General features: G+C 72.6%; 14 protein-coding genes and 2 pseudogenes. 8 read left to right on the forward strand and 8 right to left on the reverse strand.

Annotated features, from left to right (window positions below; all coding sequences use genetic code 11):
- Positions 1-175: 175 nt before the first annotated feature.
- The 3 genes and pseudogenes from AB0F82_RS03480 to AB0F82_RS03490 form a co-directional block, all read left to right on the forward strand.
- Positions 176-643, forward strand: a pseudogene (locus AB0F82_RS03480) (IS5 family transposase); the annotation flags it as partial.
- 40 nt (positions 644-683) lie between these two features.
- Positions 684-905: pseudogene (locus AB0F82_RS03485) on the forward strand (transposase); the annotation flags it as partial.
- 210 nt (positions 906-1115) lie between these two features.
- Complete coding sequence (locus AB0F82_RS03490; RefSeq protein WP_362623470.1) at positions 1116-1562, forward strand: hypothetical protein; 447 nt, start codon at positions 1116-1118, stop codon at positions 1560-1562.
- A 247-nt stretch (positions 1563-1809) separates the two neighbouring features.
- Here the strand turns inward: AB0F82_RS03490 and AB0F82_RS03495 are convergent, their stop codons facing one another.
- A complete protein-coding gene (locus AB0F82_RS03495) occupies positions 1810-2220 on the reverse strand; it encodes an Imm10 family immunity protein (protein ID WP_362623473.1) in 411 nt (136 codons plus the stop codon).
- A 589-nt stretch (positions 2221-2809) separates the two neighbouring features.
- Between AB0F82_RS03495 and AB0F82_RS03500 the strand changes: the two genes are divergently transcribed.
- A complete protein-coding gene (locus tag AB0F82_RS03500) occupies positions 2810-3472 on the forward strand; it encodes a DUF4230 domain-containing protein (RefSeq protein WP_390078297.1) in 663 nt (220 codons plus the stop codon).
- On the opposite strand, the gene AB0F82_RS03505 is transcribed toward AB0F82_RS03500, so the two are convergent.
- Positions 3463-3894 (reverse strand): VOC family protein, encoded by a 432-nt coding sequence (locus AB0F82_RS03505; protein WP_362623476.1) that lies wholly within the window; start codon positions 3892-3894, stop codon positions 3463-3465. The two genes, AB0F82_RS03500 and AB0F82_RS03505, sit on opposite strands and share 10 nt — an antisense overlap.
- Before the next feature lie 165 nt (positions 3895-4059).
- On the opposite strand from AB0F82_RS03505, the gene AB0F82_RS03510 reads away from it, so the two are divergent.
- The 3 genes from AB0F82_RS03510 (at position 4060) to AB0F82_RS03520 (ending at position 6145) form a co-directional block, all read left to right on the forward strand.
- Positions 4060-4509, forward strand: a complete 450-nt coding sequence (locus tag AB0F82_RS03510; protein ID WP_362623478.1) for an SRPBCC family protein — start codon at positions 4060-4062, stop codon at positions 4507-4509.
- Positions 4510-4514: 5 nt separating this feature from the next.
- Positions 4515-5336, forward strand: a complete 822-nt coding sequence (locus tag AB0F82_RS03515) for a DUF1206 domain-containing protein (protein WP_362623481.1) — start codon at positions 4515-4517, stop codon at positions 5334-5336.
- A gap of 197 nt (positions 5337-5533) precedes the next feature.
- Complete coding sequence (locus tag AB0F82_RS03520; RefSeq protein WP_362623483.1) at positions 5534-6145, forward strand: response regulator transcription factor; 612 nt, start codon at positions 5534-5536, stop codon at positions 6143-6145.
- Positions 6146-6188: 43 nt separating this feature from the next.
- On the opposite strand, the gene AB0F82_RS03525 is transcribed toward AB0F82_RS03520, so the two are convergent.
- From AB0F82_RS03525 to AB0F82_RS03545, 5 genes are all read right to left on the reverse strand, one after another.
- Positions 6189-8033, reverse strand: a complete 1845-nt coding sequence (locus AB0F82_RS03525) for an ABC transporter ATP-binding protein (protein WP_362623486.1) — start codon at positions 8031-8033, stop codon at positions 6189-6191.
- Positions 8030-9865: an ABC transporter ATP-binding protein gene (locus tag AB0F82_RS03530; protein ID WP_362623489.1), complete on the reverse strand. Its 1836-nt coding sequence runs from the start codon at positions 9863-9865 to the stop codon at positions 8030-8032. Before AB0F82_RS03530 ends, AB0F82_RS03525 begins: the two co-directional genes overlap by 4 nt.
- Positions 9866-9933: 68 nt before the next feature.
- The gene (locus AB0F82_RS03535; RefSeq protein ID WP_030655136.1) at positions 9934-10068 is read right to left on the reverse strand and encodes a SapB/AmfS family lanthipeptide; all 135 of its coding nucleotides are present in this window, start codon (positions 10066-10068) and stop codon (positions 9934-9936) included.
- A complete protein-coding gene (lanKC, locus tag AB0F82_RS03540) occupies positions 10065-12698 on the reverse strand; it encodes a class III lanthionine synthetase LanKC (RefSeq protein ID WP_362623492.1) in 2634 nt (877 codons plus the stop codon). Before lanKC ends, AB0F82_RS03535 begins: the two co-directional genes overlap by 4 nt.
- A 98-nt stretch (positions 12699-12796) precedes the next feature.
- Positions 12797-13375 (reverse strand): VanZ family protein, encoded by a 579-nt coding sequence (locus AB0F82_RS03545; protein ID WP_362623494.1) that lies wholly within the window; start codon positions 13373-13375, stop codon positions 12797-12799.
- Positions 13376-13468: 93 nt separating this feature from the next.
- Between AB0F82_RS03545 and AB0F82_RS03550 the strand changes: the two genes are divergently transcribed.
- Positions 13469-14362 carry a YihY/virulence factor BrkB family protein gene (locus AB0F82_RS03550; protein ID WP_436842041.1) on the forward strand — a complete coding sequence of 298 codons (894 nt, stop codon included), beginning with the start codon at positions 13469-13471 and terminating at the stop codon, positions 14360-14362.
- Positions 14363-14391: 29 nt separating this feature from the next.
- On the opposite strand, the gene AB0F82_RS03555 is transcribed toward AB0F82_RS03550, so the two are convergent.
- The gene (locus AB0F82_RS03555; protein ID WP_362623499.1) at positions 14392-14751 is read right to left on the reverse strand and encodes a hypothetical protein; all 360 of its coding nucleotides are present in this window, start codon (positions 14749-14751) and stop codon (positions 14392-14394) included.
- Between the last annotated feature and the right edge of the window lie 87 nt (positions 14752-14838).

Below are 14838 nucleotides of genomic sequence, written 5' to 3' on the forward strand. Positions count from 1 at the left end.
CGAAGGCCTGTTTCACCTCGACGAGCAAGGTGAGCGGTCATGCCCCTGATCAGCGGTCTGCCAATGCCTCCAGGCCCGGTGACACCACTTTTTCGGCCATGATCGACAAGGGGCTCAAGTCATACCGGACCCGGAGACCGGGAACCCCGTTGCGGGGCCACGAAGAAGGTAACGAGGCGAACTCACCGGTCCGAGCCCCGTGGACCGGGGCAAGGCGGGTTCCAAGATGCACGTCCTGTCGGACGCGAACGGACTGCCCCTCCTCGTCGGCCTCTCGGCCGCCAACACCCACGACAGCCAGACCCTGAGGCCCATGATCACGGGTCTCCAAACGAGACACGACCCCCACCGCGGCCGTCATTTCAAGCCCCAGCGCCTGCACGCCGACAAGGCCTACGACATACCTGAACTGCGGAAATGGCTCCGCGGCAAACGCATCGGCGTCCGCATCGCCCGCAAACGCGTCGAATCGTCAGAACGGCTCGGACGCCGCAGGTGGGTGATCGAGCGAACCATGTCCTGGCTGACCGGCTACCGCCGGCTCAACCACCGCTACGAACGATACCCCCGCAACTACCTGGCCTTCCTCGGCCTCGCCGCAGCCATCTGCTGCTACAAGCGACTGGTCCGCCTCACCACATAGGACACGGTCTAAGCAGACCACTCAGAAATGGCGGGCGAAGTACGCCACCCGCGCCGGCGTCGAGGGAACCATCCACCAGGCTGTCGCGGTCCCCGGCATGAGACGTGCCCGCTACCGCGGCTTGAAGAAGACCCACCTGGAACACGCGTTCTCAGCGGTCGCGCTCAACCTCATCCGTCTCAACGCCTGGTGGAGCGGCCATCCCCTCGACCGAACCCGCACCAGCCACCTCGCCCGACTGGACCTCTCCCTCACCGCATGATCCCGAGTAGACCAACAGGATCGGTGACACCGTTCTGAATCGACACCCCGATTAGCCAGGCGATCCAGGCTCGCAAACAGTTGAGTGGTGTCCGAGCCGTATCGACTTCAGGCGCCTTCTCGTATCGCTCGTTCAGCTGACCTCGTCCTCAGGCTGTGCGGGTGTAGGTCCGTGTGGTGAGATGCGGACATGGAGGCTGTGCTAGCCAGCTTGATCGCTGTCTCGGGAACCCTGTTGGGTTCAATCATCACCTTTACCGTCCAGCGCCGTACGAGTGCGCAAGCGGAGGTCTTCGCCCGTTCCCAGCAGCTACGACAGGAACGTCTGACGACTTACAGTGCCTACGCAGGAGCTGTTACGGCACTCAAACAAGCCACCGTCGCCCTCTGGTTCCGTCTGCAGGAAGCCCCCGACAGCCCCGAGACGCGACACGCCTTCACAGAGTGCGACCGACTTGGCGCCGCCACAGAGAACGCCCAGTTCCAAGTCCGCCTCCTCGCCGAAGACTCCACGCTCGTGTCTCTTGCCGCCTCGGCCTTCGATGCCATCACTCCAATACGCACGGCATCCACCAGAACCGAACTGGCCAACCGCGAGCAAGACCTACAGGACGCCCTCAACGCCTTCATGACCGCAGCCACTACCCAAATCCATTGATCCACAAGACCTGGGGCATCCACGGAGCCACTGATCACTCCGCCGAAGGCGTTGGCTGGTGCGGCTCGGCTCACTGCCGCCCGCCCGGTTTCTGCGGCCACAGCCAACGAGCGTCACAACCGACCAGCAACGGAATTGGCCAGCAGGATCGGTGACAGGGTTCTTACCGGCACCCCATGACGCTGCATCTTCACGTAATTGCCCACCTGGTCGGCCTCGCGCCAGTGCACGACGCCCGGCCGGCTGGTCAGATGCCTACACGGGTGGGCACAGCGTCCGCCCGTCCGTAGCCGAGCACCTGGGCGAGGACTTCGCGGAACAGGACGATATCTTCGTCCGGCGCTTCGATGACGGCCTCGATCTCACTGTCGGTCAACCGCAGGTCTTCCAGTGCATCAGGGTCGAGTGAGACGCGGAGGACGTTGCCCGTCAGGACCGCTTCCCGCACACAGCCGTACGCGGTCCCTTGCCCGGCTGTGACCAGGCAGCGTGTGTCCATCCCCAGGGCGACCTCTTGATCATCGGGCTCCTCCTCTCCCGCCATGAACATCAAGATGAAGCCGCTTCCGTCCTCATCCTCGGCAAGGGCGGCTTCGGTGAAGTAGCCGTCAGGGTCGATCTCGGTTCTGGCGGCGCGGGCGGTGAATCGGTACGTCATGACGGGGTTCTATCAGCGAGTACAGCTGAGGCATGAGGCAGGGGTGGGCACGATGTCCACCGTCACACTGAGGCGGTGACCGTCACACCTACACCGGGATTCCCCTGGGATGATCGTGAACTTCTGGCTGGGAATAACGTGGGCGTCCACACGGAGGGACGCCACGCCCCGCGCTTCGCCTGTCAGCGGTGATCGTCATCATGGGGCTATGGCCAACCCGAACCTGACCACCGGCAGCATCTGGAGGCTCCACCACGGCGACCAGGAGATTGCCCGGATGACTGTGACCGGCGCCGACATGCCATGGATCCACGCAGAAGTGGAGACACCTCCTGGCTTCGAGGAGTTCCGTCCTGCCTTCGCCGAGCAAGAGCGGGCCATTGATGAGGAGGACTGGGAGCGGGCCGACGCCTGCTACACCCAGATCCGAAGTGCACTCACTCTGACGTTCCCCGACGGCAGCCCGGTCGCGGAGTTCATGTTGCACATCCACGACGACGGCACCGCCAGCTGGCGCTGGCACGACGAGCCCTTCGACGTGAGCGTCTCCCTCCGTAGTGGAGCCGCGCCCACGGGGTATCCGCGGGGCATGGAAACCTCTTCGGATCGGCCGGGCGGCACGCGGCGCCCGATGTGGGGTCGGATCATCGCCGGCGCAGCGGTGCTCGTAGTGCTGCTGGTGCTCGTGGAGCGCTTCAGTCTCGTGCCCGGATTCGGCGGACTCTTCGGCTCGGACACCAGGGACCGGTCGGGGCCCGCGCTGCTGAAGTCGGTGCAGGACATGGACCGGTACGAGGCGGCGGTCGGAAACTTCCAGGTCGTCGTGGACCTGGAGAAGGACGCGGCGTTCCTGCCGGACGCGATCCGCGGGACCCGCACGCTGTACGTGGGGGCCGGCACGGTCAGCGGCTACGTCGACATGGGTGGGCTGGACGAGCGCAGCGTCACCGTGAACGAGGACCGTACGGGGGCCGCGATCCGGCTGCCGCACGCGGTGCTCGGCACGGCGGCCCTCGACCCGAGCCGTTCGTACGCGGTGTCGAAGCAGCGGGGCCTGCTGGACCGGATCGGCGATCTGTTCTCCGACAACCCGGCCGGCGAGCAGGCCGTGCAGAAGCTCGCCGCGCAGCACATCGACGCGGCGGCCCGCGAGAGCGGCCTCGTCGACCGCGCCGAGAAGAACACCACGTCGATGCTGGAGGGGCTGCTGCGCTCCCTGGGTTTCCGCGAGGTGACGGTCACCTACGGCTGACGGCCCCCGGCGGGCTGCGCGGGGTCTTCCCGGACGGCCGCGAGGACGAACGCGTGGCCCGCCGGATCCGCGTAGCGGCGCACGGTCGTGCGGTTGTCCGGCCGGGTGCCGTCCTCCTCGGCCGCCACCGGGCGCGCCCCGAGGGCCACGGCTTCGCGCTCGGCCTCGTCGAGGGCTTCCTCCGCCACCAGGATCCGCAGGTGGACCTCCTGGGAGCCCTCCGGCAGCGGCCAGCTCGGCGTCGCGCGGTGCGGATCCCGGCGGACACCGAGCAGCGGGCCGGCGCGGCCGGTGACCAGGAACAGTTCGCCGTCGTCGGTGGCCGGGCCCGCCGACGCGCCGAGCAGTTGCGCGTAGAACCGGACCAGCGGCTCGGGTTCGGCGCAGTCCAGGACGATCACACCTGTCTTGAGTACGGTCATGCCCCGCGTGTGCCCTGCGTCGTCGCCCGTACACGCGCCGTACCCGTCCCCGCGCCGGGGGCTGCGCATGCCACCGACGCGGCAGGGTAACCGCGCTGCGACACGTCCAGACGGACGCCCGCACCTCGGGGGTGCGGGACTGCCGATCGCAGGGAAGGGGTGCGCATGTCGCACGTCGAGGAATACGTCGAGGTCAACGTTCCGGTACGCACGGCCTACAACCAGTGGACTCAGTTCGAGGACTTCCCCGCCTTCATGGAGGGCGTCGAGCGCATCGACCAGCGCACCGACACGCTGACCCACTGGGTGACGAACGTCAACGGGGTGCGGCGCGAGTTCGACGCGCAGATCACCGAGCAGCTCCCGGACCAGCGCGTCGCGTGGATGACGGTCGACGGTGAGGCCCGCCAGGCCGGGCTCGTCACCTTCCAGCCGATCGACGCGTCGACCACCAAGGTCGTCCTGCGCATGAACTGGGTGCCCGACGGTCTGGCCGAGGCCGCCGCCGACAAGCTCGGCTTCGTCAAGCGCCAGGTCACGGGTGATCTGAAGCGGTTCAAGCTGTTCATCGAGTCGCGCGGGGTCGAAACGGGCGCCTGGCGGGGCGAGGTCTGACCGCCATGAGCGGCGAGGCTGCGAGCAGGGGCGCCCGGACCGTGTCGCGCGGCGGCACGGTCCGGGCGGTCGCGGGGAGATCCGGGCTGGTGGCGCACGGGGTGCTGTACGTGCTCATCGGGGTGCTGGCCGTACGCATCGCCTTCGGCGGCGGCGAACAGGAGGCCGACCGGCAGGGTGCCCTCCAGGAACTCGCGGACAAGCCGTTCGGCTCCGTCCTGATCTGGGCCGTGGGGATCGGTCTCGTGTGCATGGCGCTGTGGCGCCTGTCGGAGGCCGTCTTCGGCGCGGCCGGACCGAAGGGCGACAAGCCCACGAAGCGGCTGGCCGCGGCGGCCCGGTTCCTGTTCTACGCGGTGGTGGCCTTCTCCGTCTTCGCGTTCGCCGCGGGCGGCGGCGGCAGCTCCGGCGACGAACAGTCGCGTGACACGACCTCGAAGGCACTCGACCTGCCGGCCGGCCAGTGGCTGGTGGGCGCCGTCGGACTCGGGATCGCCGTCGCGGGCGTGGTCATCGCGGTGAAGGCGGCCCGGCGCGACTTCCGGAAGCACCTCGCCATGGGCGGGGCCCCGCAGGGCTCGCGCAAGGCGGTCGACTTCCTCGGAGTGGCCGGCGGGATCGCCCGCGGAGCCGTGTTCGCGGCGGTCGGCGGCTTCGTCCTGTACGCGGCGCTGCGCTACGACCCGGGGCAGGCGAAGGGGCTCGACGACACCCTGAGGTCGTTCTCCCTCACCCCGGCGGGCCCGTGGCTGCTGGTCGCGGTGGCCGTCGGACTGACGTTGTACGGGGCGTTCGACTGGGCGATGGCCCGGTGGCGTCAGGTGTGAGCCGTTCCGCGAGGGGCGGAAGGAGCGGGAGGCCGCCGGTCTTCAAGGGGGTAACCCGCCTAAGCGGAGCCGGATCCGGGGGCATCTCGGCCAAGTTGGCCGTACGCCCCTGCAAGCCCCCCGCAGTGACGTTCCATCTCCCTCGTACGGGGGCAGCCGCGTGGTGCTGCCGGTTCGTTCACCGAGGAGAGCTCACGATGACGAAGGTCCTGGTCCTGCACAACGTCAGCCTGGTCCGGTCCGCCCTGGCCGCCCTGCTGAGATCGGAAGGGCCTTTCGAGGTCACCTCCGCGGGCTGGCGGAGCGCTACACCCCGGACGGAGTCCTTACGACCGGATGTGACGGTCGTCGACCTCGACTGTCCGGGGACGACGGCCGTGCTGGCCGACCACGGGCGCGCCGCGGACCGCCAGGTCCTCGCATCCCGCTCCCCCGTGCTGGTGCTCGCGTCGACCGGCGCGCCCGGTTCGCTGCACCGGGCCTTCCGCGCCGAGGCCCGCGGCTACGTCGACAAGGACGGCTCCCCGGGGCGGCTGGTCCGGGCGGTGCGGCGGGTCGCCGCGGGGGAACGGTTCATCGACGCCTCGCTGGCCTCCGCCTTCATGGAGGCGGACCCGGTCCCGCTGAGCCCGCGCGAGCTGAGTGTGCTGGCCCGGGCGGCGGAGGGAGATTCCATCGTCGAGATAGCCCGCGCACTGCACCTGGCGAGCGGAACGGTGCGCAACTACATGGCCGCGGCGACCCGCAAAACCGGCGCGCGCAACCTCATCGACGCGATCCGAATATGCCGGCGGGAGGGCTGGGTCTGATCCGCGGCCGCCGCGACCGCCGCAGGCGGGCGGGGCGGCCGGATCATCCGTCGGTGGTCCCGTTCCACTCCCCCACCAGATCGCGGTAGAGGGGCGATCGGGCGGGGAGTTCCGCATGGGTGCCGCACACGGCGCGGGTCCCGTCCAGGACGAGGACCCGGTCGGCGCGTGCCGCGGAGGAGACGCGGTGGGCCACGACGACGAGGGTGCCGGGGCGGGCAGCGAGGGCCCGTTCGGCACGCTCCTCCGTACGCGGGTCCAGGTGGCAGGTGGCTTCGTCGAGGAGCAGGAGCGGCGCCGGCGAGAGGTAGGCGGCGGCGAGCGCGAGCTGCTGGCACTCGCCGCGGGACAACAGCCCGGGCCGCACCTGCGCGTCCAGCCCTCCCAGCCGCTCCACCAGGCCGTCCAGGCCCAGGACGCTGACGGCGTCCCGCACCCGGGCGTCACCGGTCAGGGCGTCTGCGGACCGGTGGTCGCCCGGGTCCGGGGCGAGGGAAAGGTGGGTGAGGTTCTCGCGCACGGTGCCGGTGAACACGTAGGCCTGCTGCGGCAGCAGGGTCCGCCGGGGGTCCGGACCGCGTGCGTCCGGCGCCCTGCGGGCGGCCGCGCCCGCGACGAGCACCGTGCCCGCGCCGGGTGTGAGCATCCCGGCGAGCAGGGCGGTGAGCGTGGATTTGCCGATGCCGCTCGGACCGACGACGGCGAGGTGTTCCCCCGGCCTCACGACCAGGTCGAGGGCGTCGAGTACGGGCGCAGCTCCGCGGCCGTAGGCGAAGGTGACGCCCCGCAGTTCGGCCGCCGCGGCGGCCGGAGCGACGGGGTCGGTGGCCCGCCGCGCCTCCGTCGCCGGAGCGGTGTCCGCAGCGGCCCGAGCGGCCGGAGCGGCCGGAGCGGCCGGCAGTGGCGACAGGGGGGAGCAGAAGCGCTCCAGGACGACGAGCAGTCGGGATCCGGCGGAACCGAGAGCCGTCATCAGCGAGTTGAGAGCCGGCAGCAGGGACTGCACCACGTACGTGAGACCGCCGGCGAGCGTCCCGGCGGTGACCCCGTGGCCGAGCAGCCAGGGCGCCGCGGCGAGCAGTGCGATCACCGGCAGGCGGCCCGCCGTACCCAGGGCCAAGGTGCGCAGGGCCGCCCAGCGCGCGAGTCGGCGGGCCAGCTGCTCCTGCGTGGCGATCAGGGGCTCGACCCGGCCCCGCGCCGCCGCCTGTCCGCCGCAGGCCACGATGTCGCGCAGGCCCTCGCCCAGCTCTCCCAGCCGGTCCGCGAGCGCCTCGTCGGTGTCCAGGGAGCGGCGTTGCACGGCCGCCATGGGCAGGAGCGTGGCCAGGAAGACGGCCACGCCGAGCAGCAGGGGCGGCAGCACGATCAGCAGCAGGACCGGGGCCAAGGCCGCCATGCCCGCGAAGGCGCCCACCGCGGTGAAGACGAACGAGCGCACCGTCAGCACCAGCCCCGCGAAGGAGTCCCGGGCCATCTCCGTCTGCTGGGTCAGGCGGGACACCGCGCCGGCGTCCGGAGGCCGTACCGGGTCGCCGATGGCGCGGTCCAGTGCCTGCCGGACCGCCCGCCGGACCAGGCCGTCCCGCAGCGGCTCGACGAGGTCCGCGAGTCCGGCGAACACGCCGCGCAGCGCGAGGGCGCCGAGGAGCGCTCCGACCGCTGCCGCGGCCAGCCAGGCCAGTCCGGTGGCGGTGCGGCCGGCGAGGAAGCCGTCGTCGAGGGCGCGGGCCACTCCGTAGCCGCCGAGGAAGGTGTGCGCGGATTCGAGGAGCGACCATGCCGCCAGGCGTGCCAGGGCGCTCTTGCGGCCGCGCAGGAACCGCCGGCCCTCGGGGGCCACCCGGCGCCAGACCTCCGTCTCGGTGCCGGTGCCGGTGCCGGTCATCGTCCCGCCTCCTGCTTCCGTGGGGGCGACGGGCGGTCGTCCCTCTCCGTCCGGGGCGTCGCCGTCGTGCCGGCGGCGAACACCTCCCGGTAGGCGGGCTCGCGCCGCCACAGGTCGGCGTGGGTGCCGGCCGCCCGTATCCGTCCGTCGTCGAGCCATACGACGAGGTCGGCGCGGACGGCGGACGAGAGGCGGTGGGCGACCACGATCCGGGTGCCGGGCCGGATCTCGCGGGCGAGCGCCCGCTCGACCTCCCGGGCGGTGACGGTGTCGAGGCTGGAGGTGGCGTCGTCCAGTACGAGGAGCCGGCCCGCGTGGCAGAACGCCCTGGCCAGTCCCAGGCGTTGGACCTCGCCGCCGGACAGCGGGGCGTGGGCGAGGCGCGTCGCGTACCCGTCGGGCAGGCGCCGTACGAACGGGTCGGCGCCCGCGGCCCGTGCCGCGGCCCGGACCGCCTGCGGCCCGGGGGCCGGGCCGGCGCCGAACCCGATCGCGTCGCCGACCGTCCCGCCGAGCAGCACGGGCCTGTCGAAGGCGTAGCCCACCTCGCGGCGCAGGGTTTCGGCGGACAGCTCCCGCAGCGGCACGCCGTCCAGCAGCACCCGGCCGGTGTCGGGGTCGGTGAGCCGGCCGGCCACGGCGGCGAACAGCGTCTTGCCGGCCCCTGAGCGGCCCACCACCGCCACCGTGCTGCCTCCGGGGATCACCAGGCTGATGTCCCGCAGGACGGCCGACCCGCCGCGCACGATCGTTACGTCACGCAGCTCGAGGGTGCCGGGCCCGCCGTCCGGCAGCTCGGCGCGGCCGTGGCCGAGCGGGGGCAGGGTCAGGAGGGCGGCGGTGCGGCGGGCGGCGGCCCTGCCGCGGACCACCGCCGCCAGTGCGCCGGTCACCGCGCCTACACCGGCGGCGAGGGCCGCGTACCGCAGCGCGGCAAGGAGTTCGCCGACCCCGATGGCCCCGGCCGACAGGCGGATGCCGCCGACGGCGAGGACCGCGTACAGGAGCATCGGCATCAGGGCCGCGGACCGCGCCGTCGTGCCGCCGTAGACCTGCCACATGCGCCTGCCCTCGGCGCCGAGTTCGGGCAGCCGCGCGAGGATGCGGGCGCGTTCGCGGTCTGCGGTCCCGGCTGCGGCGATCGTGCGCGCCCCGGCCAGCGCCTCGACGAGGCGTCCGGCGGTCGCGAGCTGCACCTGCTGGTAGCGGGCGACGCTGGTGAGGGTGTCGCGGGTGAAGGCCCGCAGCAGGAGCACCAGCACCGGCAGCCCGAGGAGGAAGGTGAGCGCCGTCCACGGGTCGATGAGCAAGAGCGCGGCCACCGCGCCGAGCGGCGGCAGCAGGGCGGCGGCGCCGTGCGCGACGGCCGCCGGGACCTTCCCCGCCTCCGCGGCGTGCGCGGTCAGCCTCGCGGCGGTCTCGCCGGGCGCGTGCCGGGCCGCGTGGTGTGGTGCGGTCCCCAGTAGCCGGGCGAGCCCGAGCCTGCGCAGCAGGGCGGTGGAGCGGCCGTCGACCTCCCCGGTCAGCCGTGCGGCGGCGGCGTCCAGGGCCACTTCGGCCGCGATGACGGCGGCGCACAGCAGCGTCCAGGCGGGGCCCGACGGGTCCGCGCGCAGCAGCAGGTCCAGGGTGTGGCCGAGGACGGCCGGTTCGGCGAGCGCCGCCGCGGCGGCCGCCAGCGTGCATCCGAGGACCGCGGCGGTGCGTCCGGCGCTGTGCCGGGCGGCTGTGACGAGCGCCCGGTCCGCGCCGCGCGCCAGGGCGGGTGGCTCCGGTTCCTGCGCCGGTCCGGCGGAGGCATCGGCGTCGGCGTCGGCGTCGGGAGGGCTCATCGGCGGATGCCTCCAGTGATGTGGTGCGGGCCCGGGCGGTGAACCGCCCGGGCCCGAGGTGACCTGGGTCAGTTACAGGTCGTGATGCTCAGGCTGCTGTCCCCGCAGAGGAGCAGGCTGGCGCGGCTGCCGCCGCCGGTCATCGCGACCTCGGTGGTCTCTTCCTTCGGGGTCTCCATCGACTGCAGGTCAAGAAGCGTCATGTCAGGTTCCTCTTCTTCTCTCGAGTGGTGCGATGGGTCACGGCCCCGGACGGGACCGGCTCGTGGGCCGCGGCGTCGCGCAGCGGCGGGAGGAACGGCAGGTGCGCGCGCCCGCCGGGCGCGGCGCTGCCGAGGGCGAGGAGAGCGCCGGCCGTGCCCGTGGTGAGGTCCATGGACAGCCGCATCATCTGCTCGCCGGGGAAGGCCAGATGCCCCTGGTACGGCACGGCGTGCCGGGCCAGTGCGTCGATCTGGCGGGCGATGGCACCGGATCCGGTACCCGGCCCGGGGGTGGTGGTCCGGGCGAGGTGGAGGATCATTCCGGCGGCGCCGCGCATCAGCCCGGGCTGGGCGTAGAAGGTGGCCTGCGCCGCCCGTACGATCTCCAGCCGGGCCTGTTCGAAGCGCTCGTCGGGACCGTGCTCCAGCCAGTCGTCGAGGACCATGCCGATGCCGACGCTGCCCTCGCCGAGGTACGGCATGGTGCGCCAGCCCTCGTTCACCTGGAGGGTGCCGTACGCGCTGGTGACGCAGCGGTCGAGGTCGCGGTGGAGTGCGTGGGCGGCCTGGATCAGCAGTTCCTTGTCGCCGGTGCGCTCGTAGAGGCGTACGCAGAGCAGGGCCGGGCCGGAGTTTCCGTACAACAGGCCTGCCCGGGTGGGCCGTTGCTCCGGCCTGGCGAGCAGTTCGGCGCAGCGCAGGGCTGCGGAGTGCAGTTCGCGCTCGCCGCTCGCGGTGCCGAGCGCGTCCAGGGCGAGGCCGATGCCGGCGAGGCCGCCGTACAGGTCGGGGCCCGCGCTCTCCCAGGGCTGGTGCAGCAGCCGCTCGGCGAGGGCGAGGGCGCGCTCCGGGTGTCCGAGCCGGTGCAGCGTCCAGGCTGTGCCGGCGAGGCCGTCGTAGAAGCCGAGCGGAGTGCCTGAGGCCGGTTCCGCGATCCGTTCGAGCAGCCACTCCTCGGCTTCCGGCCAGGGGCCGGCGCCGGTCTCGGCGAGGGCGTAAAGCACCCCGGCGATCCCGTTGCCGAAGCCGATGCCTCCGTGGGCGGTCGCGAACTGGGCGATGTCGCCGGGGACGAAGCGGTCCTCGCGGTGCGGGGTGGCGCTCGCCCGCAGCGCCGCGGTCATCGAGGCACGGGCGGCCGGCCATTCCCGGGGTTCGACAGGGAGGTACGGTCCGGCCGGTGCTTGCAGGCGGTCGCCCGGCCGGCCCTCCGGTACGCCGGACAGGATCTCCTCGACGGCCTCGTCGAGGAACCGGCGCGGTACGGGGAACTGCTCGGCGGCGACGGCGGCCAGGTGTGCGGCTTTGGTTCGGTCCATGACGAGGAGGCTGGTCAGCGGGAGGAACAGGGCGAGCCGCAGGCAGGCGAGGGCGTAGCGGTCGACGGCGAATCCGCGCCGCTCGGCGGGGGCGACGAAGGCCGGGTTGGCCACGGTCTGCCGCAGCCCCTCGTCGATGTGCGCGGCGGCCTCGAAGTCCAGCAGTGCGACGGATGGTTCACCCGTCGCGTCCTCGGCCACCATGATGTTGAAGAGGTGGAGGTCGTTGAAGACGACCCCGCGGGAGTGGACGGCGTCGACGGCCTCGGTCACCCGCTGGTGGATCTTCAGCGCCCATTCGGTGTAGGAGGCGAGTTCCGCCGGAGCGGGGTCCGCCTCGATCAGCGGGTGGCGGCGGGCGAAGTAGGTGTTGAGCGGTTTGCCGTCGAGGTGTTGCAGCACCAGGAAGTGGTGGTCGCCGACCGTGAAGGCGCCGCGGACCGCCGGTACGCAGTCCAGGCCCGCCAGCCGTTCCAGCGCGGCCCGTTCGCGGTGCAGCCGGGTCACGGCGTCGGCGCCGTCGGCGGCGAGTCCGGCGTGCGGCCGGGCCTCCTTGAGGACCACGGTCTCGCCGGTGCGGGTGTCCTTGCCGACGTAGACCCCGCCACCGTTGGAGAAGTGCAGCGCCCGCTCCACCGTGAAGGGGATGCCGGTCAGGGTGACGGCGGAACGCGCCTGGAGGTGGGGCGCCAGGAAGGCGGGCAGTTCGACCCACTCCGGCGGCTGGAAGGCGGGCCCGCGCCGGTCCGGTACGAGCCGGCCGTCGGGTGCCTCGACGGCCGGGACCAGTTCGCCGTGCTCGTCGTAGCAGTGCCGCAGGGTGAAGCTGCCGTAGCGCAGGTGGACCGGGCCGGCGCCCCAGCGCAGGTCGCTGAGGATGTACGGGCCGGCCGCCCCGGCCAGCGCGGCGTCCAGGTCCTCCGCGACGCGGCGGCACTGCTGTTCGTCGGCGGGGTACACGGTGATGAACTTGCCGCTCGCCGCGCGGTCCGCGTACTTGGCGTTGCGCAGGTGCAGCAGGTAGCGGCTCGGGATGAACTTGAAGGCGATGTTCCGCTCGGTGCAGTAGGCCTGGACCGTCCCGAGCACCGATTCGGCGTTGTCGAGGGTGGCCGAGACGTGGATCTTCCAGCCCTGCGCGGGCAGTTCGGCGCCCGCGGGGCGCAGGGCGAGCCAGTCGCCGCTGCGGTGCGAGCGCCAGCCCGACGGGACGGGGGCGAGGGCGGCCGGGTAGCTCTCTCCGGCCCGCCGGTACGGCGCGTCGTAGAACCAGCGGTCTGCGTCGCAGAAGGCGGCGTACCCCTTGTTCACACCTGCTCCCTCGGTCGGTGGCAGACCCGAAGGTGTCACGCCCCGCGCGGGGTGCGACAGTCACCGCTGTCACCGATGGGGTGTGCAGTACTCACGAGTCACGAAGGGCGGCGGTGCCACCAGTGCCTGCGGCGCGGGTGCACGGCGCGGCCCAGCCGCAGGCCGATCAGGAGGTAACCCAGGAGCGCCCCGGCGGTGTTGAGGATGACGTCGTCGATGTCGAAGACGCGTCCGGTGACGAGGGCTCCCTGGATCAGTTCCACCAGCGTCATCAGGCACACGGTCACGACGGCGACCCGCAGCAGTCCGCGGGCGGGCGGCAGCAGGACGGGCAGGAGCACCCCGAACGGCACGCCGAGCAGCAGGTTGCCGCCCAGTTGGCGTGCCGCCTCGACCGTCGACGCCCCTTCCAGGTAGGCGCCGATCGAGTGCCCGGGCCGGAGGTTGCTGTGCACGAGGGCCGCCGAGGCGGCGGACGGTTCCAGGGTCAGCCGGGCCAGAACCACGCTGAACAGGACGGTTCCGGCGAAGGCCGCCAGCATGGCCAGGGCCCGGACGGCCGGGTGGGCAGGGCGGGCCGGGTGGGCAGGGTGGGCCGGGCGGCTCTTCGTACCGGTGTCCGGTCGCACCGCTTCCCGGGGTTCTTCGTCGCGCCGTCGCGCGTGGCTCCACGTCATGGGGGCGCGTCTACCCGGCGGGCGGGCCGGTACGCGGGGGCCTCACGGCGCATGGGCGCGGGCCCGGGAGGGCACGCGCACGGGGTGACCGACATCCCCCGCACCACTTCGCGTCGAGGCGATCCGCCCGCCGCCGCCTCTGCCGCCCCCGGCCTCGCGGCCCGCACCCGCGCGCAGTTGCGGCGTACGGCCGTCCGCGTGTGGACGGACAATCTGGCCGACCACGCCGCCGCCCTCACCTACTACGCCCTGCTGGCGCTGCTGCCGGCGCTCGTCATCGCCGTCTGTGTCGTGGGGTTGCTGGGAGGGGCACGGCGGGACCGGCTCGTCGCCGACCTGACCGCCTACGCGCCACCGCAGTCGGCGCAGGTGCTCCGAGAGGCGCTGGGCGGCCTCCCCGAGGGGCATTCGTCGATGTGGGCCCTGCTGCTCGGCGGGGTGGTGAGCGCGCTGTGGTCGGCGTGCAGTTACCTGGCGGTGTTCCGCCGCGCCCTGCACACGATGCACCGGGTGCCGGACACGCGGCGTCCGCTGCGTGCCGCGCACACCCTCGTCGTCCACGCGGCGCTGCTGCTGGTGCTGCTCGTCGTCGGCGCCGTGGGTCTGGTCGTGTCGGGGCCGCCGGCCCGTTGGGCCGCGCGGGCCGTGGGAGCGGGCGGTGCGGAAGCCGTCGCGTTCCTGCGCTGGCCCGTGCTCCTGGTGGTGGTGACCCTCCTGGTGCTGGTCCTCTTCCGGACCGGGCCGTCCCAGAGCCGGGGCACCCGGCGGGGCCTGCCCGGCGGCGTACTGGCGGCGCTGCTGTGGCTGGCCGCCTCGGTGCTCTTCACGCTGTACACGCAACTGGACACTTACGGCCGCCTGTACGGGTCGCTGGCCGGGATCGTGGTCTTCGTCGTCTGGCTCTGGTTCGCCAATCTGGCGCTGGTCACCGGCGCCCAGTTCAACGCCGAGCGGGCGCGGGAGCCGGCGGCCGGGCCGCGGGCCTGAGGCCCTGCGGACCGGCCGCGCAGGAGGCCCTACTTCGCGCGCCGGGCCCGGCGGGCCCGCCGGGCGAGCACGGCGGCGGTCAGTACGCCGGCGACGGTGGCCAGCGCGGTGCGGTTGGCCCGTGCCAGGGTCGCGGCGCGGCCCGCCCCGGCCTTCGCGGAGTCGAGGTTGCGGTGCCCGGCGAGCCGTCCGGCGCGGGCGGCGGTGTCCCGGACGCGGGTCGCCGTACGGAGCGCCCCGGCGAGGACGGGATCGGGTGTCCTGTCCTCCACCAGACGCCCGACGTGCACGGCCGTGTCCCGGAGCCGACCGGTCGCGCGTGTGACGTGCTTGCGGAGCTCCGCCGGGGTGGGGACGGACCTTTCGTTCACGTGCGGTATCAGCGTCATGGCGATGCCCTCTCCTTGAAGTACTCGTTCTCGGCATGGAGTTGTCAGCGTTCGGCGGTGTGCTGCGCGGGTACCCGGCAACGGCCC

Source organism: Streptomyces virginiae (assembly GCF_040638905.1).
Taxonomy (GTDB): domain Bacteria; phylum Actinomycetota; class Actinomycetes; order Streptomycetales; family Streptomycetaceae; genus Streptomyces; species Streptomyces virginiae_B.